Annotated in this window: 21 protein-coding genes; 5 read left to right on the forward strand and 16 right to left on the reverse strand. The window is 32.7% G+C overall.

Features of this window, described 5'->3' with window-relative positions; translation table 11 throughout:
- Nucleotides 1-94: 94 nt before the first annotated feature.
- From ACQ654_RS01775 to ACQ654_RS01785, 3 genes are all read left to right on the forward strand, one after another.
- Nucleotides 95-463, forward strand: coding sequence for a transposase-like zinc-binding domain-containing protein (locus ACQ654_RS01775; RefSeq protein WP_430408594.1), 369 nt, complete (start codon nt 95-97; stop codon nt 461-463).
- Between the two features lie 172 nt (nt 464-635).
- The gene (locus ACQ654_RS01780; protein ID WP_430408595.1) at nt 636-779 is read left to right on the forward strand and encodes an IS1/IS1595 family N-terminal zinc-binding domain-containing protein; all 144 of its coding nucleotides are present in this window, start codon (nt 636-638) and stop codon (nt 777-779) included.
- Between the two features lie 538 nt (nt 780-1,317).
- The gene (locus ACQ654_RS01785; RefSeq protein ID WP_430408596.1) at nt 1,318-3,972 is read left to right on the forward strand and encodes an N-6 DNA methylase; all 2,655 of its coding nucleotides are present in this window, start codon (nt 1,318-1,320) and stop codon (nt 3,970-3,972) included.
- Between the two features lie 3 nt (nt 3,973-3,975).
- On the opposite strand, the gene ACQ654_RS01790 is transcribed toward ACQ654_RS01785, so the two are convergent.
- The 16 genes from ACQ654_RS01790 to ACQ654_RS01865 form a co-directional block, all read right to left on the reverse strand.
- Nucleotides 3,976-4,215 (reverse strand): hypothetical protein, encoded by a 240-nt coding sequence (locus ACQ654_RS01790; RefSeq protein WP_430408597.1) that lies wholly within the window; start codon nt 4,213-4,215, stop codon nt 3,976-3,978.
- Between the two features lie 305 nt (nt 4,216-4,520).
- On the reverse strand, nt 4,521-4,892 hold the full coding sequence (locus ACQ654_RS01795) for a four helix bundle protein (RefSeq protein ID WP_430408598.1): 372 nt from the start codon (nt 4,890-4,892) through the stop codon (nt 4,521-4,523).
- A gap of 56 nt (nt 4,893-4,948) precedes the next feature.
- Complete coding sequence (locus tag ACQ654_RS01800; protein WP_430408599.1) at nt 4,949-6,151, reverse strand: glycosyltransferase; 1,203 nt, start codon at nt 6,149-6,151, stop codon at nt 4,949-4,951.
- Nucleotides 6,148-7,293, reverse strand: a complete 1,146-nt coding sequence (locus tag ACQ654_RS01805; RefSeq protein ID WP_430408600.1) for a glycosyltransferase — start codon at nt 7,291-7,293, stop codon at nt 6,148-6,150. Before ACQ654_RS01805 ends, ACQ654_RS01800 begins: the two co-directional genes overlap by 4 nt.
- Nucleotides 7,290-8,321: a glycosyltransferase family 2 protein gene (locus tag ACQ654_RS01810; RefSeq protein ID WP_430408601.1), complete on the reverse strand. Its 1,032-nt coding sequence runs from the start codon at nt 8,319-8,321 to the stop codon at nt 7,290-7,292. Before ACQ654_RS01810 ends, ACQ654_RS01805 begins: the two co-directional genes overlap by 4 nt.
- Nucleotides 8,321-9,235, reverse strand: a complete 915-nt coding sequence (locus tag ACQ654_RS01815) for a glycosyltransferase family 2 protein (RefSeq protein ID WP_430408602.1) — start codon at nt 9,233-9,235, stop codon at nt 8,321-8,323. The genes ACQ654_RS01810 and ACQ654_RS01815 overlap by 1 nt, the downstream gene beginning before the upstream one ends.
- A 13-nt stretch (nt 9,236-9,248) precedes the next feature.
- Nucleotides 9,249-10,724, reverse strand: a complete 1,476-nt coding sequence (locus ACQ654_RS01820) for a glycosyltransferase (RefSeq protein ID WP_430408603.1) — start codon at nt 10,722-10,724, stop codon at nt 9,249-9,251.
- Nucleotides 10,725-10,729: 5 nt separating this feature from the next.
- The gene (locus tag ACQ654_RS01825) at nt 10,730-11,257 is read right to left on the reverse strand and encodes a class I SAM-dependent methyltransferase (RefSeq protein ID WP_430408604.1); all 528 of its coding nucleotides are present in this window, start codon (nt 11,255-11,257) and stop codon (nt 10,730-10,732) included.
- Entirely contained in the window at nt 11,257-12,522 is a 1,266-nt protein-coding gene (locus ACQ654_RS01830; protein WP_430408605.1) for an ABC transporter ATP-binding protein, read from the reverse strand. Before ACQ654_RS01830 ends, ACQ654_RS01825 begins: the two co-directional genes overlap by 1 nt.
- A complete protein-coding gene (locus ACQ654_RS01835) occupies nt 12,522-13,421 on the reverse strand; it encodes an ABC transporter permease (protein WP_430412991.1) in 900 nt (299 codons plus the stop codon). Before ACQ654_RS01835 ends, ACQ654_RS01830 begins: the two co-directional genes overlap by 1 nt.
- 13 nt (nt 13,422-13,434) lie before the next feature.
- The gene (locus ACQ654_RS01840; RefSeq protein WP_430408606.1) at nt 13,435-13,809 is read right to left on the reverse strand and encodes a hypothetical protein; all 375 of its coding nucleotides are present in this window, start codon (nt 13,807-13,809) and stop codon (nt 13,435-13,437) included.
- A 1-nt stretch (nt 13,810) separates the two neighbouring features.
- Entirely contained in the window at nt 13,811-13,960 is a 150-nt protein-coding gene (locus tag ACQ654_RS01845; protein ID WP_173427043.1) for a DUF5989 family protein, read from the reverse strand.
- A gap of 7 nt (nt 13,961-13,967) precedes the next feature.
- Nucleotides 13,968-15,107 (reverse strand): SGNH/GDSL hydrolase family protein, encoded by a 1,140-nt coding sequence (locus ACQ654_RS01850; RefSeq protein ID WP_430408607.1) that lies wholly within the window; start codon nt 15,105-15,107, stop codon nt 13,968-13,970.
- 5 nt (nt 15,108-15,112) lie between these two features.
- Nucleotides 15,113-16,972: a carbamoyltransferase family protein gene (locus tag ACQ654_RS01855; protein ID WP_430408608.1), complete on the reverse strand. Its 1,860-nt coding sequence runs from the start codon at nt 16,970-16,972 to the stop codon at nt 15,113-15,115.
- 53 nt (nt 16,973-17,025) lie between these two features.
- Nucleotides 17,026-19,467 (reverse strand): polysaccharide biosynthesis tyrosine autokinase, encoded by a 2,442-nt coding sequence (locus ACQ654_RS01860; RefSeq protein ID WP_430408609.1) that lies wholly within the window; start codon nt 19,465-19,467, stop codon nt 17,026-17,028.
- Nucleotides 19,468-19,471: 4 nt separating this feature from the next.
- Complete coding sequence (locus ACQ654_RS01865; protein WP_430408610.1) at nt 19,472-20,227, reverse strand: polysaccharide biosynthesis/export family protein; 756 nt, start codon at nt 20,225-20,227, stop codon at nt 19,472-19,474.
- A gap of 156 nt (nt 20,228-20,383) precedes the next feature.
- Here ACQ654_RS01865 and ACQ654_RS01870 point away from each other — a divergent pair, with 156 nt between their 5' ends.
- On the forward strand, nt 20,384-22,246 hold the full coding sequence (locus ACQ654_RS01870; protein WP_430408611.1) for an ABC-F family ATP-binding cassette domain-containing protein: 1,863 nt from the start codon (nt 20,384-20,386) through the stop codon (nt 22,244-22,246).
- Between the two features lie 2 nt (nt 22,247-22,248).
- Nucleotides 22,249-23,013: an O-methyltransferase gene (locus ACQ654_RS01875; protein ID WP_430408612.1), complete on the forward strand. Its 765-nt coding sequence runs from the start codon at nt 22,249-22,251 to the stop codon at nt 23,011-23,013.
- The last annotated feature ends 65 nt before the right edge of the window (nt 23,014-23,078 follow it).

Genomic DNA, 23,078 nt, shown 5'->3' on the forward strand with positions numbered 1-23,078 from the left:
TTTTTCTTTGTTGCTTGATATGTTAAAAAATACGAACGTTTCTTAAATCCTATAAAATAAGGGATTGTTAATTCTACGTGGGTTACATTAGGGCATGGAAAAAATACAATGTCCAAAATGTAGAAATCGAGCAATTAAAAATGGTTTTCAAAGTGGTAAACAACGTTATAAATGTACATCTTGCAATAAAAAATTCCATTTAAAATATACTTATAAAGCTTATAATGAACATACTAATAGCTTTATAACTTCTTTATTAAAAGAGGGTTGTGGTACTAGAAGTATTTCAAGAGTATTGAGAATTTCTAAGAAGACAGTTCTGTCAAGAATGTTGAAAATAGCTAAAGAAATCAAAATTCCATATGTCAATAGACTTGGATGTAAATTTGAAGTTGATGAAATGTGGACATTCATAAAACGAAAAGAAAATTTTACTTGGATTACCTATGCAATTGAACGGTAATGTAGTAAAATAGGTCATGGGTTAAAACATGATTTTAAAATATTGAAAACCAATGGTTAAAATAAAATTTAATCATTGGTTTTCAGCGTTCATTGATATATTAATAAAAAATAAAATCTCTTAGAGGGCTTAAAATATAGGTTTCTTAAATCGACATGTAATAAATTAGGTCATGAAAAAAATAAACTGTCCTAGTTGTCATGAAGAATCTGTTAAGAATGGTTTTCAAAATAATAAACAACGTTATAAATGTAAATCTTGTAACAAGCGATTTCAATTGAACTATAATTACAAAGCTATGCTATCTCCGAGATAGTTTTACAATAAACTGTCCCAATTATGGGAATCACTTAGAAATAAACAACTTAGAGTTTTGATATTCAAACTCTAAAATAAAGCTGAAAAAGGGAAGTCTTGAAAAAGTCTTCCTTTTTGCTTTTGTATTATTTATATTCTATTTGATTTATATGTGAAAAGTAATATTATATTATGGATATTTACTTTCCTACAAATATCTTCATACAATCTACGTGTACTACACAAAATTTTACAAATGATTTTCCAATTTCCCTTCGTAGCTTAGTGTTTTCAACACTAAGAAAAAAAAGCATGGACAATATTTTGATTTGGAATATCTAAAAAATAGAATTCAAATTTTATTTTTTGTCATTAAACGTAATTTTGTTGCAATCAACTAATAGGTCAAGAATTCAATACGAATCTATCATTTGAGGTCATTTTTTAATACTGAATTAAAAATATAGCTACATTAATGGTTCAAGTACCAAAAGTTGACAAATGATTTTTGAATTGCGCTTTTTAGCTTAGTGTTTTCAACACTAATTTGTTAAAACATGAATGTACAAGTAATACATAATAAGGCTAAAAACGGAATTGAAATTATATTCTCTAACCCTATAGACAAAGAATTAATTACATTTTTGCAAAAATTAGGATTCAAACACTTTTTTAAAGATGAAACCAAATGGTATGCTGATTTTCATTTTGCCTACGTAAGCTTTGCTCATCATCTCAAAAAAGCAATGGAAAATGAAGAAGACTGGAAATCTATTATCATATATCCTACTTACAAGCCAAGCTTTGAAAAGATTGACGATTTAAAGTTCTGTATCGTCGATATCAATTTCAAAAAAGATGATAAAATTATAGAAGATGAATATGTCATTTTTGAAAATTATAAAAGAGTCGCTACGATAATTGCTGAACGATTTGCTAGACACACATTTGGGAATTATTTCGATTCACTTACCGTTTTCCCTCGTAATTATAAAGAAAGAGCAAGAACATTATTGCGAGTGCAGAAAGTTATTGACATTGATGAAGATGGAATTTTTATTCCTATTAAATTCATGGATTCTTTAGTAGAATTGGTCAAAGATGTTCAAAAAGATAAAAATTCTGATAGTTCAATTGAGATAAAAAATACCATTGAAACTAATCAAATTATCAAAACAGGCATTTTGGACGATCAAACTGATTTTGATAAACTATTGATTTTAGAAGTAATCGACAAATTAGTATCTATTGAACAAACTACTAAAGTTACTGATACACGATTGATTCAAACGTTAATTACAGAAATTGAGGAAGCTTCTACTATGAATTTAGAAACGCTTCGTCAAAATAAACTCAAACACATCATTCGATTGTATAGAGAATGGTTTGAAGATTTCCCGAATTGTTTTAAAGGGAGTGTAGCGATCGCAATGCGTCCACTTTTAGATTTTACAAACGAATCTTTTGAAATAAAATCGTTTACTACCGATCTTGTATTTACGAAGTATCAAGTGAATAATGTACTTGTTCCATTATACGTACATGAATGTTTTCAAAAAGGTGTAATTCCTTTGCAACACATACCAAAGCTAAAAATTGAATTTCCACAATTGTTTGAAGTTACTATTGAAACGTTAGATAGATTGTTTGAATATGAACTTTTTGAAATATCACAGTTAAAAAAAATTGACAATTTAGGTATCAATATTAATTGCCGTGAACTTAACAGACATTGGCAAATAAATGGTTTTGATATTTTAAAAAATATTAGTTATCCTGTTGATTTACAATATCCCTATGTAAGTTTAATTAAAGGATATGTTTCTGTAAAAACACTTCAACAAATTTTAGATAATAAGAAACAAAAGTATCGCTGGTTGTATTTGATACAGAACTTTAGACCTATGGCTGATCTTTCTAAAGGAACAGATATCATTGATCGTCAACTACAAAAGTTTTCTGAAAAATTGATCGATTTAAAAACAGGTCAAAGCTTGCGAGATTATTCATACACTGAACTTATCAAAAAACGTAAACATGTTCAAGAACAAATAGACGCTTTATTTGTCTCAAAAAAGTGTATTGAAGCCTACATTGAAAGTATACTAGCCAAACAACTTGAAGAAACTGATTTTATAGATACTGATGAAATGATTGTTACACCAAAAATTCCTAAGTTTCACTTTGATAGTTTTGTTGCAGGCATGAGTCTTCTATACTATAAACATAAAAAACCAACACTTTTACAAGTGGAAAGTCTAGGCAAACAAAAAGAAGTGCCAAATGATGAAATTCTTGGAGAAGCTATTGAACTAAGTGCCATTGATTTTTTCAGAAGCAGATACCTTTATGATGAAAATTATGTTTGGATAGATGGAATGCGACATTTTTGGGGAAACTTACAATTTGACAGAAGCTTTACCAATGATAAACAGCGATTTGAACACAGTCACATTCTCCCCTTACCTATTGCGATGATGATTGCGAGATATTTACAAATGGAGACAGCTACTTCTATTTTCAATCCCACCGCAGGAAGTGGAAATTTATTAGTGGGTGCAAAAGCGAGTGCAACGCACGCCAATGAAATATCTCAACTAAAAAGAAAATTCCTTGACTTTTTACGTTTTAAAACCATTACAGATTACAATCCATTTGAACCAACTCCGAAAGCAATGCACAAATCCTTTGATGTAGTGGTTTGTAATCCGCCATTTATAAAATCAACAAAAACAAAAAATGAAAAACTTGATACTATAGAAGAATACTTAGGGAAAGCATATTTTTTAGCGAGTCACTTGCGTGAGCAGGCATTTGTAATTGCGCTTGCTTTATTAAACTTAAAAGATAACGGAAACGCTGTCATTGTATTAAATGGGCATATCTGTTTTGATCAAGAAGGAAAAATTAAATACTACCGAGATGTTCTAAATTGGCTTTGTAGATTTTACCATATTCGTGACATTATCAACTTAGACAGTTCAATTCTGACCAAAAATACATCCCAAAAAAAGGAAAAAATGGTAGTGCTTATTAATGGACGAAAAGAAAAACCTTCATACGAAACACCTACAAAAGAAAACCAACCACACCTTGCCGATGTGATTGGTTCATTGTATGATCTTTGGGAGCGTTTTAAAAGAAATCGAATCCCAAGTATAGATGTTATCATTAAACAGCTTCAAATTGCAGTAAAACAACATGAAGTATAAAATTTACTGATTGCGGGCATTACGCAAGTTTTTTGTGGCTCTAATGAGTTCTGCATACCCATTTACAAAGTATTTTGACACTTTAAGTACTCCATAAATGGCAACACCACAGATAACTAATTTAGTAACAGGATGCTTTAACACCTTTTTGGTGTCAATTAATGGTTTGGTTGACTTTGGAATCGAATTTAAGTCCAAACCGTCTAAAATAGATTTTCTTTTTGTTTGTTTATTTTTTATCATTTTTCGTGTAATTTTATTAGAAATACATAGAAAAACGGATAGTCATTTGGCGATATATTTTCATCCAAAAATTGAATTTTTAAATGTTGGAAAATAAAGCGAAAATGAGGTGGTTTTAAGGTGTTATAAGAGTACCGTTTTAGAGTACCGAAAAGCATAGAAATCGACCCTTTTTCGGACTCCTAATTTCGTAAACTACTGAAAATCATATGCGAAAAAATTAACCAACTGCTTGTTGTGTGTTGTGTGTTGTGTGTTGTGTGTTGTGTGTTGTGTGTTGTGTGTTGTGTGTTGTGTGAAAATGTTTAATTTTGACTGACTTTCCAATTTTTTTCTACATATTTCATAAAATTATAAAGTTTTCCTCCTAAATTTTCATAATCTATCAATAATTGATCTACTTCTTTAACTTCATACAGTGTTTTTATCATTTGTAATTGAGAAATACATTTTAATAATGAAGCATGTGCATAAATCAGAAATTTTATAAAATCGGCTTTATATTTTCTTCTTCCATAACCTTCAACAATGCTATCCTTTACACTTTTTGAGGAACGTCTTATTTGACTTCCTTGTTCATACAACTCATGCTTAGGCAGTTTTAAAGACATTTTATGAATTTTTACTGCCAACTCAAACGCTGTATTGTATACTTCTAAATCTTTATATGATTTCATCTGTTACTTAACTATCTAACCCAAAACTCATAACTCATAACTCATAACTAATTATTTCAAACCCTTTCCAAAAACTCCTTCAATTTCTCCATTTGCTTGTCGGTTGTGAAATGATTTAGAAACGTTTTTCGGGCGTTATTCCCTGTAAATATCCGCTTTTCTGTATTGTTATACAAATCGATTAGTTGTGTTGTCATGTGTTGTAAATTGTCACTTAGGATACAGTTTTCATTATGATTCAATTCTGGATAACAACTCGCCGCTGCTTTTGTACAGACTAATACTTGCGCGTGATTGAACACCAACGGAATTCGTGTACGCGTTCCCGTGTTGTATTCCCAAGGAATGATATGAATATCGTACGCCTTTAATGCTGGCTCTAAATTTTCTACAAACCCTAAACACTTGATTTTTGGATCTTTCAAACGATTTTTTAACGAATTAGAAGCGTATTTTAGACTTCCAATTACATTGAGTTCTACGGTTGGAATTTGCTGTTTTAAGTCTTCCCAACAGACTTCTAAAAAACGTTCTAATCCAATACGATTTGCCGTTGTTCCCATGCCGCCCAAATGCACTATTGATGGAACTTTTGAATCGTTTTTTGTAATAGTAACTTCTTTATACATTAATGGAATGTATAGTGCGTTTTCGTTTCCAAAAACTTTTATTTCTTCCGTTTCTGTGAAGGAAGCTGAAACACAACCATATACATTTTTTACCAAGTCCAACTCTACTCTTTTCTTTTGTTTGAGGTGGAATTTTTGCAGTAACGATAGTCTACTTTTTAGCTTTCGCAGTTTGAATTCCCAATCGTGATGCGCATAAATTACTGGAATGGGAAGTTTTGCATAGTGTGCCAAAATTGCTGTCCAACGCCATTCTGCCCAAACTAAATTTATATTGTTTACTGAAATGTACTCTTTTAGAATTTTCTCATTTTCAGTATTCACAAAAAAGTATTCAAATTTTTCAGGTTGGAAAACTGCTGTTTTGATACGATTGAATATACCTTTCGGTGGAATTTGTGCTACTTGAAAGTGATTTATTTCGCTGTAAAACCCGTTGATTTCTTGAATATAGTCTTGATTTACATTTGATGAGATTTCGGCTTGTTGTCCATCTTGGAAATCTACTAATAACACATGAATAGTGTAACCTAATTTCGCCAATAATTCCAAGTGACTGAAATACACCGAAGCGCCGCCATTAGCATTTGGAGAGATTTTCGTGTTGTTTACAAGGAATAGAATATTCATAGACTTTCTTCAATCGTTTTGTACGCTTTTAGTACGTTTTCTTGAATGTTTTGATAGCTTAAAGATACACGATACTTTTTGTTGTATTTGAATGCTTTTGTAATTACATCATCATTTGTTAATCCTTCTTTTATTGCTTCTGAAATTTCTTGAATGTTTTCGGCATTTTCAACCAATATACCATTTTTTTGATGTTTAACGTATTCTTCCGAAACCTTTCCAGGATTGGTCTGAATCGGAAACGCGCCATATATCATAGCTTCTAGCAAGGTATTCGGAATTCCGTCTGTAACATTGATTCCGATGGCAATTCTGGCTTGACCGAACTTTTTCAACAACGAATGATGCGACTCTTCTATTCCTCGTTTTGTATAGGTTATATTTAGATTGTATTCCGTTTGTAAACGTTCAATTTCTGCAATCACATTCGGATGCGCCGCATAGACATGAATTTGATAGTTTTTAATCAATTCAAGATTGTTTTCTAATCCTTTTAATGCGTTTAATGCGCGTCCAGCCCAATGATGATAGCCTTTTACTAAGATTAACTTTCTATCATTTACAGGTTGAATGAGTTCTTCTTTTACCACAAATCCACCACCGCCAGGAAAACTTCCCAATATTTTTCCGTTGAAACCGTAGTGTTCTGCCAAGTTAATATCGCGAACATTGTCTGTAAACAGAAAATCGATTTGACTTAATAACGTGTCAATTCGTTTTTTGTGAAACGATTCGTTGTAAAAATGGTAAATTCCGCTTCCCCAAGTGGAACATACCCAATTGAATTTGATTTTTTTTCGAACCGAAATCAACGGATAACTTTCAGATTGTAATTCCATGGAATGCACAACATCTGGCTGAGTTTTTTCAATTAAAGATTTAAGCCTTTCAGAAGCCGTGACTTTTAATATTGGTTGTATTTTCTCGTTTAGATTCGGAAAGTGTTTTTTGAGAAATGTTTCTCCTTTTAAGGGTTTTATTTTACGTTTACTCCAGTTTGTTGTGTAGTTTGTCCATTGCAATTCTTTATGAATTGGTCTGTCTAAACAATCGAATAGATAGATTTCATGATCGGATTCTTTTAGTTGATTGATCCAACGTACGGCATGTATGTATTGCATAGCAACAAACAGAATCTTCATGTAACTTCTTGGATTAATTCGTACGTTTTTAAAAAGTGATTTTTGATTTTTGATGTGAATTTATGCACGCCAATTCCTTTTACCGTCTGTAATTTGAGCGTAATTAGTGATTTTAAAATCCAAAAGTAACGGAACTCTTTTTTTGAACAGAGTTTGTGTTGTTTTACAACTTTATATAGTTCTTTTTTTTCATGATGTAATTCGTCATGATTTGGAAAGATATAGTTTTTTAGGAAGATGTATACAGACGATTTTACATAGGTTTTCAATTCCTCTGTATCACTTCTGTTTTCTATGTTTTTTAGTGTTGTATCTATAAATGGAATGAAGCTTTTCACCGCTTTTTTGATGAATTTGATGTCTTTGTATTTTGCTTCTCCAGTTTTATCAATTTTGTAGTAACAGTCTGTTTTTTGAATGCGTTCTACTTGCATATTGTTTAAGAGTAATCGGATTGCTAAATCCACATCTTGCAAACGTTGTAACGATTCATCAAATCCGCCAATTGCTTGCAAAGCTTCTTTTTTCCAGATTGGACAGGTTATTGCCCACGGCAATTGATGCGCTAAAAACATTTTTAAATACGTTGTTGTATCAGGCGTTTCCTTAGGATCTTTGTTGATTGTGTTGTGTTGGTTTTCACGATTTGGAAAACGTTCCATTGTAAATATCAATCCGTCTTTCGTTGGATGTTTTTCAACAGCTTCCATTCTGTCCTTGAGACAATCAGCACTTAAAAAGTCTTCCGAATCTAAGAATATTATATAGTCCGAACTGCTTTTTTCTATCCCAAAGTTACGACATGCATTTGCACCTTTTGGCTTGTTATTTGGTCGTTTGTAATACTGAAAACGAGCATCTTTAGCTATATATTCCTCAACTACTTCCTGTGTATGATCGTTTGAATGATCATCCACCACAATACATTCCCAATGTTTGTACGTTTGTTGCACAAGTGAATTGAGCGTTTCCTTGATAAGATGCGCTCTGTTGTATGTTGGGATTAGTATGGAGATTTGTTTTCCCATTAATTTGTTGAGATGTAATGTCTACCCTTTTTCTCGTTGATTGCTCTACTTTTTTTTATTTCAGGCAATAATTTAGCGAATAATTTTTGTTCTTTTTTATGATATGTATAGTCACTAAATTTTAATCGTAAAAGTGATTTTAGAATATTGTTTGCATATTTTTTTCTAAAAGCTTGTAATTGCGAATTCAAATCTTTGTTGAGATCAGCTAGTGCGACTTTGATTTTTCGTTCTTCAAGTTGTAACTTTTTTTGAATATCTGGTTTCGTAGTATTTGTTCTATATTCACGATCATGTGCTAAGAAAACATCTGGCACTACGCCAATTTTTAGTCCATGAAATCGTATTCGTTGACAGTAATTGTTGTCTTCTGCATAGTGAAAGAATATAGGATCAAATCCGCCAACCGTATCAATAGCTTGTTTTGAGATTAGCCAACCTGCTGCGTTTATAAACGGAACTTCATATATACTTTGCTGATAGTTTAGTTTGATAGCATCGTATTGAAGCTCCTTGTTTTCGTTGATATATTTTGAAAAATTATGATCGAGCTTGCTCCAATCACCATTTAAATGAATTGGACTTAGAATGCCGTAATTACTGTCTTTCTTATGCACTTCTATTAATCGTGAAATTGTATTCGGTTGCAAATACGCATCTTGATTTAGGAGGAAGAAATATTCGGCGCCTTGTTCTAATGCTTTTGCAATTCCGATATTGTTTGCGGCTCCAAAACCTTTGTTTTCAGACGATTCTATGAGTGTAACTTTCGGATAGTTTTCTTTAATGAATTCAACCGTATTGTCCGAAGAGTTGTTATCAATCACAATAACAGAAACGTCTCCACAACTATCTAAACATGTTGATAGCCAGGATATTCCATTATACGTTACTATGATGATAGCGACATTCATATGGTTGAATCGATTATTTAAAAAGCTTTCCTTTGATTGCTTTTAAGACTCTCAACGGGCTTTTGTAATTATATTTTATAAAGCGTAAACCTTTGTATATTTTGTATGAAATTTTGAAATATGTTGAATTGTTGTATTTGTTCGTTTCTTCATACATTTTTTTGTAATGCATCATTTTCAACTGCATTCCTACAATGTTATTTGCCTGATATATATTGTGTTGTCTGTATTCTAAATTAGTATTTCTTGCCTTTTTTGCGGTCCAACCTTTTGCAATTATCCGCTTGAATAGATTGTAATCTTCTGCTTTTTTCGATGTAATATATCCGCCAACTTCATCAAATACAGAACGTCTGTACATGGATGAACCATGAATACAGTTTCGTTTTTCTATTTGTGCAACTAATGCTTCTTTGGTGTCAAATTCTGGAAAGTTGATTTGATAGAATGTATCTAAAATAACAGCACCTTTCCATTCATTCGTGAAATTTTGATGCGTTAATTTTGCTCTTGAACCGAAGAAAGCGTAATCTGTATATGCAATTGCCGCATCTTTATTGTGATCTAACACATTGCTACAATCTTCCACATAGTTACTCACCAAACGATTGTCTGCTCCTAAAAAGAATACATATTCCGCCGTGGTAAGTTTGATAGCTTTGTTGAAATGTGCTACAATGCCTAAATTTGTTTCGTTTCTGTTGTATTTGATAAGATTAGGATATTTTTTCACATAACCTTCCGCAATTAACTGCGTATCATCGTCTGAATGATCGTCTGTAATGAGAATTTCATCTGGAACAATGGTTTGTTTTAAAACCGATTCTATCGCTTCAATAAGAAAATCACCATAGTTATAACTTGCTATTATACACGCTATATTTTCCTTTCGCAAGCTAGTTTCATTGACAACCGTAAGTCTATTCAGTTTGAAGATATCAGAATCATTTCCTTGATTACACGAAACAGCTCCTTTGAAACGTTTTGCTGTTTCTTCTACAACAACATCATTGAATTCTCCGTGTGGATATGCAAACCAGTTAAATCCAGCAGGATCAAGCGATTTGATATCTTCAGGAATTGATAGTTCGTCAATGATTCGTTCTCTATCTGTAACTTCTTTTAAGTTCGGATGTGATTTTGTATGCCATTGCAGTCTTCCACCATTTGCCACCAATTCTTGCAATTCTTCTTTGCTTGTAAATGGTGCATTTGGTTCTACACTGTCAAATTCGTTGTCTTTATCTAAGTAATCAGATGTGATGAACAGTTCAAAAGGATATCCAAAATGTTTCATGATTGGCATTGCGTATTGCAACACGTTTTTGTAAACACCATCAAACGTAATGACTACTTGATTGGGATTGTTTACATCATAATCTTCCAAGAATACCACTTCTTTTGAAGATAATTCAGCCATTTGTCTGTAAAAGTCATTTACAGTCACCCACCACATGGTTGGCGAATCCAAATATATTTTATGATACATTAAAATCATTTGTGGTAAATTTCAAGTTTATGATTGTAGGTTCTGTATTTGTAAAAGAGTTCTTTTACACGTAGGTATGGAAATTGTGAGTAGTACCAATCGTCAATGTGTACAGAGATTAGAATTCCATCTTTTTTTAAGATGTTGTCAATCAGTTTGTAGATTAAATTTGTCGATTTCCCAATGTATTGTTGGTATAATACACCTGTAATGATGATAAGATCAAATTTTTCTGGGACAATTTTATCAATGTCAAAAATACTTCCTTCTAAAAATTTGAGTGTATCCGTTTCTTTTTGTTGGGCAAATTTTATCGCATTCGCTGAAATATCTACACCATACACTTTGTCTCCTGGTAAGTTTTCCGTGATAAACCCTTGCCCGCAACCGATATCTAATACAGTTCCGTAGTGTTTTTGAGGAATTTCACTTAGTAAAATGTCTTTTCGTTTGATGTCATCCGCACTATTTTCATAATCCCAAGGATCTTTTTGATCGTGCCAGCTATTGAGTTCTGAGTATTCTTGAATCATTATTTATCCGTGTGTTTCCAGTTGTGATCTACGATAATTGTTCCCCATTTTGAATCGACTAATTTTCCGTTGCCGAAATAATCGTTTTCTTCTACTTCAAATGTGAGTACTTTTTCCAAGTAATCTGCAACGCCTGCTTGGTTTGCTACAAAAACATTTAATAGGTACGAACCTTGTACTAAAGGTAAAGAATCTATTTTACAAATGACATTACCACTATTTTGATCAATGGTGATGAGTTCTTTTTTTAGATTTGATGATATACTTATAATTTTAGTTTCATCAAGCTTCCAAATACTGATTCCAAATTCATCAATGACAAATTTAGTATTGTTCTTGTAACTAAGTTCGACTTCAAACGGAGCTCCTGTTTTTATTTCTTCAGAAAGTATTACCGCATTGGTTATTCTGGCTTGACCAGAACCCAAACGTTCTTTACGTGTTGCGATATCCGTTTCTTTGATAACTGTATTTTTTTCGATGTATTTATTAATTGTACTTTCAACATCGCCTGCATAAGATACCATTCCGTCTTCAAGCAATATCGCTCTACTGCACAATCTTCGTATGGTCATCATGTTATGACTTACAAACAATACAGTTCTTCCTTCTCCTTGCGAAATGTCTTGCATTTTACCAATCGCCTTTTTTTGAAATTCTACATCTCCAACTGCTAATACTTCGTCCACGATGAGTATTTCGGGTTCTAAATGTGCGGCAACTGCAAATGCTAAACGAACTTTCATTCCTGAAGAGTATCGTTTTACAGGCGTATCAATATATCGCTGCACACCTGCAAATTCTACAATTTCATCAAATTTTAGCTTGATTTCGGCTTTAGTCATTCCTAAAATTGCACCATTTAAGTAAATGTTTTCTTTTCCTGTTAATTCAGGATGAAATCCAGTTCCTACTTCTAGTAAAGAAGCAATTCGTCCATTAGATCGGATGATTCCTTTGGTTGGTGTTGTTACTTTGGATAGTAGTTTTAGTAATGTTGACTTTCCTGCGCCATTTCTTCCAATGACACCTAATACTTCACCTCTTTCAAGATTGAAAGATATATCTTTTAACGCCCAAACATAGTTAGAGTTTCCAACTTCCGTACGAGCATTTTTTTCACCAATTTTCTGATATGGATCTTCTTTTCCTCGAATTTTATGCCACCAACGATTTAAATCGTGTGTAATTGTTCCTGTACCAATAACTCCTAAACGATACTGTTTTGATAGATTTTCAACCTGTAATATGATGTCTTTCTCCATTATACCGTATCTATAAAATTACGTTCCGTTTTGTTGAATATTACCAATCCGATTAGGAAAACTATAAATGCTACTACAAACATAATGGCAATAGTTAGTAAAGAAAAACCTGCATCTGCTGGGTTTTTTAAATAGTCTCCTGTAAAAACCATGTATCTGAATGATTCTATAACATTTGCTAACGGATTGTACGCCACCAGCCATGATACATACGATGGTAGTTTGTCTTTTACAATAACTATTGGATACATTACTGCCGAAATATACATGAGTAGTTGTACACCAAACTGAACGAGAAAACTTAAATCACGATATTTTGTAACCATGGAGGAAATTATCATTCCTAAACCCAATCCTAATACACCCATGATTATAACAACGATAGGTATTAAAAGTACATACCATGATAATGTTCCTGCTTCTCCATTAAATGAAAAGTAGATGTAAAAAATGACAAATATACATGCTTGAATACTAAATTTCAACAAGTTAGAAATCGTGATTGATAACGGCATAATCGCTCTTGGAAAGTATACTTTTCCAAAGATATTTTCATTTTTTTTGAATGTATCTGAAGTCGCTTTGAGACATTCTGCAAAGTAATTCCAGATGGTAATTCCTGCTAAGTTGAACAAAAAAGCATTGACCGTTCCCGTTTTTATGTCTGCAATTCCATTGAAAACCAACGTGAATATTATAGAGGTCATCAACGGTTGAATAAGATACCACAAAGGTCCTAAAACCGTTTGTTTGTATAAAGTGACCACATCACGACGTACGAAAAGCATGAGCAAATCACGATAGCGCCATATTTCTTTAAACTTAAAGTCGAATAGGCTACTTTTTGGTGATATCTCAAGTAACCATGTGTTATTTTTTTGGGGCTTGTTCACGTTTATTGAGGATTTCGAGTTACCAAATGTTTTCTAGGTCTTTCTTTGAATAGGTATGATTTCGTTCTACAAATGTTGTTTTTGAATCGTTTTTTAGTTGTAATGAACCTTTTGAAAATATTCGCGATAAGATTCCGAATGGTGTCAAAAAGATAAAAAATACTACGGATAGAATGATTTTTGTGTTAATCCATCCTAAAACCAATGCAATTTTTCCCCAAATCCAAACGACTAAACGTTCTAGTGGTGGAATAAATGACGCTACGCCAACACCTAAGGCGATAAAGAATAATATTCTTGCGGCTTCTGTATGTTCCTTATAATTTAGATAGGTTGCAATGAGTAAAAACCCAACAATCATTACCAATATTACTTTTGTGTTACTTTCCTTCATCCTAAAATAATGTATAAATGAATGGTGCAATTGCAGATCCGCCACCTAAAACTAGGATAACTCCTAATAATAGTAATACAATGATCATTGGCAACAGCCAGAATTTTTTTCGTTCTTTTAAGAAGTTGAATATATCTTTCAAGAATTCCATATGATAGTTATTTTGTGTCTTTTATAAATTTAGCTAATTCGTCTCCCATTTTCTTGCTTCCCGCAGGATTAAAATGACAATCGTCGTACAAATAAGTACTTGTTTTTGGAATGATAGAATCCGTTTTGAATACTGGAATGTTGAATTTTTGCCCTTCAGTTACCGTAATCATATTGATGCTATCTACTTTTTGTTGCAGTTTTAGTGCATTGTATCGAACTCCACCACGAGACGTCATCCAATGCCAGTTTTTTAAGGCTGCATCTTCCGTATCCCAAGTCACTACTTGCGTCGCAAATATAAGCTTTATATCATTAGCCAGACAAATACCAATGAGCGATTTTATTTTATTCGCATAGTTACCATAATCTATTGTAGGCAACTGATTTTCAACTGGTCGCGATTGTGTTTTTGTTACTTTTTTCTTGTATTTTGACTGAATTCCAATCGTTTCTAAGCTTTCATCTTCACTTTTGAACGCATAGAATAAACGTCTCGGAATTTGAAATTCATATAGAAAAACGCCCAACATGTTTCGGAAACTAACTGCTTCTTCTTTTTCCTTTGTTCTGTTGAATTTTAACGGATTGTCATCAAGCATTAATCGGGTTACATCATTTATTCCACAAAATACAATGACTTCATCTGGTTGTAAATGTACTATTCTGTGAATTAACATAGAAATATGATCTTGAATGTTGTCTCCAGATTTTCCAGCATTGTATACTTTTACGATCTTATTTTGATAGTTTTCACGATTTAAATTTTCTTGTAAAACATTCGTCCAAACGTCTTCATCATCTATATACAAACTTTCCGTAGAACTTCCGCCAATGGCAAAGATTCTGTATTCTCCGTTCGGTTTCGGCATTTTTAAGTTTTCACCTCGAAAACCATAGTTATTTATTGTAAAATTGGTCGCTTCTTTATAATTTTCAAATCCTAACAAACCATCTTCAGTAGAAAATTGCATGGTCATATTCTGATCAAACTGCGATTCTATATACATATTTCCAACCGTTGGATAGAACATATTTTTTTTAGCAGTTGAATACGGATCTGGAACTGGAAAAAACCACAATATACATTCTACCAATACTAAAAGTATTAGTAAGATAATAAGGTTATATTTTATTGTTTTCCACACAATAATTAGTCTAATAAAAATTCTTCTTTCCAATCATCAGGATCATTCCAACTTGGTTGCTCTTCTTTTTTATACACGTAATTTCCAATGACTAAATAGTCCATTTCAGTACGCATAAAACAACGATAGGCATCATCTGGTGTACAAACAATCGGTTCTCCACGAACGTTGAAACTTGTATTTACCACAACACCAACTCCTGTAATCTTTTTAAATTCGTTGATTAATTCCCAATATTCAGCATTGGTTTCTTTGTGAACTGTTTGAATTCTTCCAGAAAAGTCAATATGCGTAATTGCTGGCAACGACGAACGTTCTACATAGAGTTTTTCGCGAATTGGCAATTCATGATAGTTTACTGGAACTTCATGTTTTATTTTTGGATGAATTTTATGCACTAAGAGCATGTAAGGCGAAATTCCTTCGTAATCAAAAAATTCGTTTACATCTTCCGATAGCACAGATGGTGCAAATGGTCGGAATGATTCACGGTATTTTATTTTTAGGTTTAATTTTTTCTGCATTTCAGGATTTCGTGCATCACCTAAAATACTTCTTCTTCCCAACGCTCGCGGACCGAATTCCATACGACCTTGCATCCAACCAATGGCGTTTCCTTCTGAAATGTATTTGGCAACTTTTTTTGTTAACTCACTAAAGTCTGAGAAATGTGTTGCTTTTGCCTCGTATTTTCTATTGATATTTTCCACATCTAAGTCTGAGAATTCAGGACCTAAATACGAACCGTGCATTGCATCATTTGGCACGACTTCACGTTCTTGTTCAAAGTAGAGATAGTTTGCTGTTAACGCAGCACCTAAAGCACCTCCAGCATCTCCAGCTGCTGGTTGAATGAAGATTTCTTTAAAAATATTTTCATTTTGAAGTTTTCCGTTCGCAACACAATTAAGCGCAACGCCACCAGCCATACACAAGTAATCAGCTCCTGTAATTTCTTTGGCGTGTTTTGCTAGTTTGATGATGATTTCTTCGGTTACATCTTGAATTGCCAAACCTAAATCTGAATGATGTTGTTCATATTCTGATTCAGAATCTCTTCTTGGAAAACCAAATAACGCTTCCCATTTGTCATCATATACCATGCGTAATCCTACGGCATAGTTAAAGTATTTTTGATCTAACCAAATTGAACCATCATCATTGATTTTGATAAGTTTGGTTTTGATGATTTCTTTAAATTTGTGCACACGTTCCGAATTTGGATTTCCGTATGGTGCTAATCCCATGAGTTTGTATTCTCCTGAGTTTACTTTGAATCCTAAGAAGTATGTGAATGCAGAATACAATAGTCCGACAGAGTGTGGAAATTGTAATTCTTTTAACATTGTTATGCTTTTTCCATCACCAATACTTATGGAAGCTGTTGCCCATTCGCCTACACCATCCAACGTTAGAATTGCCGCTTTTTTGTATGGAGACGGATAAAAAGCGCTTGCCGCATGTGATAAGTGATGTTCTGGAAAAAGTAGTTTTAGTTTTTTCTTGTCGTAGGAATGAATTTCTTTTAATTCGTCCTTGATTAATTTTTTTAGAAACATTTTTTCTTTTAACCATACTGGAATTGCCGTTATGAACGAAGCAACACCTTTTGGTGAAAAGCCGTAATAAGTTTCAAGTAATCGTTCAAACTTTAGTAGTGGTTTGTCATAAAAAACGACAGCATCGAGTTGATCTATTGTTTTTCCTACATGCTCCAAACAGTACTTAACAGCATTCGTGGGAAACGCAGGATCGTGTTTTTTTCGTGTAAAACGTTCTTCTTGCGCGGCAGCTACAATTTTTCCATCTTGAACAATTGCTGCGGCAGAATCGTGGTAAAATGCGGATATTCCTAATATCGTCATAATCGCTGTATTCAGGAATGCGCTATACATTCCTTTATTTGGGGTTTTTTAGTTTAGCTTTTTTTGAATAGATTCTTAAATCTCGTCAATAGTGATTTTTGTTCATCTTCATGATAACCGTTTCCATAGTTTCCGTATCCATAGCCATATCCGTAACTGTAACCATATTTGGCTTTTTGACGGAAATCATTTAATACAAAGCTTATGTTGGTTATTTCTTTTTTTCTATACTTTTCGTTGATGACATTTAACATTGCTTTTTTGGTATATTCTTGTCGAACCAAGTACATTGTTGCATCTACATATTTTATTAAATCTACCGCATCAGAAACCAATCCTAATGGTGGTGTATCTAAAATAACGTAATCGTAATTTTCATGAAGTTCCGCCATAAATTTCTCCATCTGCTGACTTATTAATAATTCAGAAGGATTTGGTGGAATTGGTCCCGATGTAATTATATCTAAATTTTCATACTTCGTAGATTGCACTACTTCTTCCAATGTTTTTTGACCAATTAAATAGTTTACAGCTCCAATGTCATTTGTGATTTCAAAATCGTCAAATATTTTTGGTTTCCGCAAATCCAATCCTACTAAAACCGTCTTTTTTCCCATTAAGGAAAAAACAGATGCTATATTTATAGAACAGAATGTTTTTCCTTCTCCACTGACTGAAGAAGTTACCATCACAGTTTTTGATTTGTTTTTATCTAAATCTTTATAGATATATTGCAAACTAGATCGAATCCCTCTAAAAGATTCCGCTACAGATGATTTTGGACTGTTGAAAACTGCTAAATTGTTAATAGTTTTACTTCTACCAATAATTCCTAAAATTGGAATGTTTGAATTTTCTTTTAGGTCATCTGGTGTATGAATATTGTTGTCTAAGATTGTCGTTAAGAAAACAAATAATAACGGAAGTAATGCACCTAAAAAAAGTGCCACTGTAAAGTTTTTTTGTGTATTTGGAGCAATTGCCGCTTGTCCTAAATCACGTGCTTTGTCTATCACTTTAATATCTGAAACATTGGATACTTTTGCAATTCCTGCTTCGTTACGTTTGGTAAGCAACATAGTGTAGGAAGCCTGACTTATTTCATAATTACGTTGAATGTTGAATAGTTCTTGTTCTTCCGCAGGTAGCTTTCTGAATTCTGCTTTTGTTCGTGCTATTCTCGATCGTATGTCTTGTAAGTTTAATTCAATCGATGTTTTTTCAGTAATAATACTTTCCAACAATACTTTTCTAGTCGCTTCTACTGAGCGATCAATTTCTTTTAAGAAAATAGCATTTTTTGTCGTTTTTGCGCGTTGTGCTCTCGTTACAGATAAGTTGATGATTTTTGTAACATTTTGCACAATATTTTGGTTGGTTATTCCTGAAGAAGCTGGCGCTGGTAAATCAGAGTACGTTTTGGCATTGATTAGGTAATCCTTTAATAGCTCGCAGTATTGCAACTTCAAGTTTAACGTACTTACTTGATCATCAAAATTCGTTAGTTTTCTAAATAATGCATCTCCTTCAGCTGATGGATTTAGGACTTCATTTCGTTGTTTAAATTCTTTAATTCTACCTTCTTCTAATTCTAAAGAATCTTTTACACCAATCATCATTTCATCAATAAATGCAATAATATTTACCGCAAATTGATTTTTTTGTTCTAGTTGTTTTTGTTTTAAAACTTCGGCTGTAGCATTTAAATAATCTGCTAAAATTGCTCTGTTAGGACCTGTTAAACTCATTACTAATAATGAAGCTCCTTTTCGTTTTAAGAAAACGTTGATATTTCTGTATTGATTTACTTCAGATCGAATAGAAGAAAAACGCAAGTAGTAATCTTGTTCTGTATTCCATGCAATATCTGGTAGTTTTGTGACTTGAAACTTTAGATACGGTAAATTTACCGTGTCTTTTATATTATAAACTTGCTTAAATTCCTTTGAAACTACAGATTCTGTTGTGGTTGTATTGCTTGTATAATTGATAACATTGTATGCATTTTTTTCTTCAAAGTCAAAAGACAGCTCATATGAATCATCATTAAGGAACTTTATTTTCATCACTTGATCAATCATTTGATTGTGAAGTTCATCAATTTCTACTCTGAATGGAGCACTTTTATATATATCTTCGTAACGATATTCGCCTTTTCGTAAGTAATGTACATACGATTGTAACAAACGAACAATTTCTTCATTATGTGATCTGGACTCAAGTATAATTCGGATGGTTTCTATTTTGTCACTTGTTCCTCCCCAATTGAAAACCAAACTCGTATTAGCAGAGAAAAATGGATTTTGTTCTTCTTTAATAGAAATTAAACTCTCTACATTATATATTCTTTGTAATCGTTTGTTGTAGAAATATGTAACTACAAAGGCAATTCCTAAAGTAATTACAAAAAGATACCAATAACTCAGCGCACGCAAGGCGAAAGCTTTGATGTTGAAAGAATTTTGCGATGTTAACTCTTCGAATTCTTCTTCCATATGACTATAGGTTTCTGGATAATATTATAACGCTTGTTACCAATGACAATACCGTAACAAATGTAGTAATCGATTGTACAAGTGTCGTTCCTGTCCCTAATGATTTTTGTTTTAAAGGCTTTACATAAATCATATCATTTGGTTTTATGTAATAGTACGGAGAATCAAATGCATCAGCTTTTGTTAAGTCGATATGATGAATTTTTTGTCCTTGTGGATATTGACGTATAATTAAAACGTCTTTCCTGTTTCCAAGTCTACCAATATCGCCTGCGCTTGCCAACGCTTCTATAATATTAACTCGATCTTGGTATAATGTAAAAATTCCTGTTCCTCCAACTTCGCCGGTAACTGTAAATCGTAAACCTGCTAATTTTATAACTACAAAAATATTAGCTTCTTCCGTAAAATACTCGTCTAGTAATTTATCGTACACACGCTTACTTATTTCTTCAGTAGTATATCCTAACACATTCATATCGCCAATAAATGGAATTTTTATATTTCCATGTATATCAACTGTAAATCCATTATAATATAATCCTTGTTCTGATTGTTGCGCACTTCCATCTTCATTAGAACTTGGTTGAAACATTGCTACCAATGCAGGATCAGAAGATTTAATGTTTATAGATAATAAATCTCCTATTTGAAGTTTATATGGTTTTTCATTTAATTTAATACTCTGTTGTATTAATTCATCATCTTTTTCTTTGTCGTTAAAGTACGTCAACTCTTTGTTAGATACACAAGAAGACATAAAACATAATAAAAGGAGAATAGATATTGAGGCGTTCAATTTCATTAAAAAAATTCTATGAGTTCAATTAGCAAATATAACTTTTACACACTAATAATAAAATTCTATGCAAGATATATGATCTTTTTATTTTTAATTTGCATAAAAATTTATCAAGTGAATTACTTATCTGTTGAAAATATCTCTAAGTCATTTGGAGAACGTGTATTGTTTAATGACATTTCTTTTGGAATTAATAAAGATCAAAAGGTCGCTTTTATAGCTAAAAATGGTACTGGAAAAACCTCTTTATTAAATATTATCACAGGACGAGCAGAAGCAGATAGCGGACAAATTGTTTCGCGCAAAGGAATTCACATGGCGTTTCTTTCTCAAAACGAAAATTTAGATCCTAATTTAACGATTGAAGAAACCATTTTTGCGTCTGATAATCCTATCTTGGATATTATACGCAATTACGAAAAAGCATTGCTCAATCCTGATGATGCAATAGAATATCAGCGAGCGTTTGAAAAAATGGACGCGCACAATGCTTGGGATTTTGAAACACAATACAAACAAATTCTATTCAAGCTAAAACTTGAAAACCTTTCTCAAAAAGTGGGCAATCTTTCTGGTGGACAGAAAAAACGTCTTGGCTTAGCAACCGTTTTGATCAACAGACCCGATTTACTAATTTTAGATGAACCTACAAATCATTTAGATTTAGAAATGATTGAATGGTTGGAAGATTATTTCAAAAAGGAAAGCATCACACTATTCATGGTCACGCATGATCGTTACTTCTTAGAACGTGTTTGCAATGAAATTGTAGAACTGGAAAATGGTCAACTCTACAACTACAAAGGAAGTTATTCGTACTATTTAGATAAAAAAGAAGCACGCGTTCAATCGGAACAAGCTTCTGTTGAAAAAGCAAAGAATTTATACAAAAAAGAACTCGATTGGATGCGTCGTCAACCAAAAGCACGTACGACGAAATCAAAGTCGCGAATTGATGATTTTTACGATATTAAAGAAAGAGCGCACAAACGTCGTAACGAACACGAAGTGCAATTAGAAATTAATATGGAACGTGTTGGAAGTAAAATTTTGGAATTGCATAAAATTTCTAAATCGTTTCAAGATAAAGTATTATTAGACAAGTTTGAATATGTCTTTAAAAAAGGCGAACGTGTTGGAATCATTGGAAAAAACGGAACTGGAAAGTCTACGTTTTTAAATATGATTACTGGAAATTTAGCTACCGATGAAGGAAAAGTAATTGTTGGTGAAACTACTAAATTTGGATATTACACACAAAGTGGAATCAACCCGAAAGAAGGTCAAAAAGTAATTGACATCATCAAAGAATACGGAGAATACATTCCACTAAAAAAAGGGCGTTTAATTTCTGCCGCACAATTGCTAGAACGCTTTTTATTTGATAGAAAACGTCAATATGATTTTGTAGAAAAACTATCTGGTGGCGAGCTAAAACGCTTGTATTTATGTACAGTTTTAATTCAAAATCCTAATTTTTTAATTCTGGATGAACCAACAAACGATTTAGACATTGTTACGTTAAATGTACTAGAAAGTTTCTTGCTCGATTTCCCAGGTTGCTTGCTTGTTGTTTCGCATGATAGGTATTTTATGGATAAAATTGTAGATCACTTATTCATCTTTAGAGGAAATGGTGTCATTGAAGATTTTCCTGGAAACTACTCCGATTTTAGAACGTATGAAGACAGTGTTGAACCTGTGGATAAATCTACTGAAAAGAAAGAAAAAAAATCATGGCGACAAGATGATGCTTCGAATAAACTAAACCATAACGAGCAAAAAGAATACAAACGTTTGGAAAAAGACATTCAACGTTTAGAAGAAAAAAAATCAACAATTGAACAGCTTTTTGTTTCTGGCGAATTGTCGCAAGATGAAATTCAGGAGAAATCTATGGAATTGCAGAAAATCATCAACGAATCTGAAGAAAAAACAGAACGTTGGTTTGAATTGGCGGCAAAAATGGAAGCATAATCATGTGGTATCAAATACGAGCATATTTCAAATTCTTAGCAAAATCAACCAATGAACATGGTGTACATTCACCTTTTGTGTATGATTTGGTGACGAAATGCTTTTACGATAAAAAACCAAAGGAAATTTACAAAACGATTGAAAGCTATCGGAACGAATTACTTCAAAATGATATAACCATAGAAGTCAAAGATTTTGGCGCAGGAAGCAGAGTATTTTCATCCAACAAAAGAAAAGTTTCTGCTATTGCTAAAAATGCAGGAATTACAGAAAAACGTGCCAAATTATTAGCACGATTGGTCTCCTATTTTAACATAAGAAACAGCTTAGAACTTGGAACTTCGTTAGGAATGGCAACGATTGCTATGAAAGAAGCAAGCGAGGTTTTCACATTAGAAGGTTGTCCTGAAACGGCGGCTATTGCTGAAAAACAGTTCAAAAAATATAATTTTGATCATGTACACACTTATATAAACGAATTCAACATATCGTTACAAGAAGTTTCTTCTGAAGCTTTTGAATTAATATATATTGACGGAAATCATCAAAAAGAAGCGACGTTACAGTATTTTGAACAATTGCTACCAACTACATACAATGATTCCGTTTTTATATTTGACGATATTCATTGGAGCAAAGACATGACAGAAGCTTGGGAAACCATTAAAAATCATCCAAAAGTTACTGTGACAATTGATACGTTTTTCTGGGGATTTGTTTTTTTTCGGAAAGAACAAGCGAAGGAACATTTTGTGATTAGACTGTAATTTAGACGCGCTGATGCTTTTAGATTGTTAGATTGTTGGATTGTCGGAATCTGTTGATTTGTTAA

Origin of the sequence: Kordia sp., from assembly GCF_965283645.1 — a bacterium.
In the GTDB taxonomy this organism is placed as follows: Bacteria; Bacteroidota; Bacteroidia; order Flavobacteriales; family Flavobacteriaceae; genus Kordia.

Bases quoted from the DNA above. Each gene is read 5' to 3' on its own strand.
- ACQ654_RS01775 (WP_430408594.1), top strand. From the start codon at position 95: ATGGAAAAAATACAATGTCCAAAATGTAGAAATCGAGCAATTAAAAAT.
- ACQ654_RS01810 (WP_430408601.1), bottom strand. From the start codon at position 8,321: ATGGGAAAACAAATCTCCATACTAATCCCAACATACAACAGAGCGCAT.
- ACQ654_RS01840 (WP_430408606.1), bottom strand. From the start codon at position 13,809: ATGAAGGAAAGTAACACAAAAGTAATATTGGTAATGATTGTTGGGTTT.
- ACQ654_RS01825 (WP_430408604.1), bottom strand. From the start codon at position 11,257: ATGATTCAAGAATACTCAGAACTCAATAGCTGGCACGATCAAAAAGAT.
- ACQ654_RS01830 (WP_430408605.1), bottom strand. From the start codon at position 12,522: ATGGAGAAAGACATCATATTACAGGTTGAAAATCTATCAAAACAGTAT.
- ACQ654_RS01805 (WP_430408600.1), bottom strand. From the start codon at position 7,293: ATGAAGATTCTGTTTGTTGCTATGCAATACATACATGCCGTACGTTGG.
- ACQ654_RS01875 (WP_430408612.1), top strand. From the start codon at position 22,249: ATGTGGTATCAAATACGAGCATATTTCAAATTCTTAGCAAAATCAACC.
- ACQ654_RS01790 (WP_430408597.1), bottom strand. From the start codon at position 4,215: ATGATAAAAAATAAACAAACAAAAAGAAAATCTATTTTAGACGGTTTG.
- ACQ654_RS01815 (WP_430408602.1), bottom strand. From the start codon at position 9,235: ATGAATGTCGCTATCATCATAGTAACGTATAATGGAATATCCTGGCTA.
- ACQ654_RS01795 (WP_430408598.1), bottom strand. From the start codon at position 4,892: ATGAAATCATATAAAGATTTAGAAGTATACAATACAGCGTTTGAGTTG.
- ACQ654_RS01865 (WP_430408610.1), bottom strand. From the start codon at position 20,227: ATGTCTTCTTGTGTATCTAACAAAGAGTTGACGTACTTTAACGACAAA.
- ACQ654_RS01780 (WP_430408595.1), top strand. From the start codon at position 636: ATGAAAAAAATAAACTGTCCTAGTTGTCATGAAGAATCTGTTAAGAAT.
- ACQ654_RS01860 (WP_430408609.1), bottom strand. From the start codon at position 19,467: ATGGAAGAAGAATTCGAAGAGTTAACATCGCAAAATTCTTTCAACATC.
- ACQ654_RS01820 (WP_430408603.1), bottom strand. From the start codon at position 10,724: ATGTATCATAAAATATATTTGGATTCGCCAACCATGTGGTGGGTGACT.
- ACQ654_RS01845 (WP_173427043.1), bottom strand. From the start codon at position 13,960: ATGGAATTCTTGAAAGATATATTCAACTTCTTAAAAGAACGAAAAAAA.
- ACQ654_RS01785 (WP_430408596.1), top strand. From the start codon at position 1,318: ATGAATGTACAAGTAATACATAATAAGGCTAAAAACGGAATTGAAATT.
- ACQ654_RS01855 (WP_430408608.1), bottom strand. From the start codon at position 16,972: ATGACGATATTAGGAATATCCGCATTTTACCACGATTCTGCCGCAGCA.
- ACQ654_RS01800 (WP_430408599.1), bottom strand. From the start codon at position 6,151: ATGAATATTCTATTCCTTGTAAACAACACGAAAATCTCTCCAAATGCT.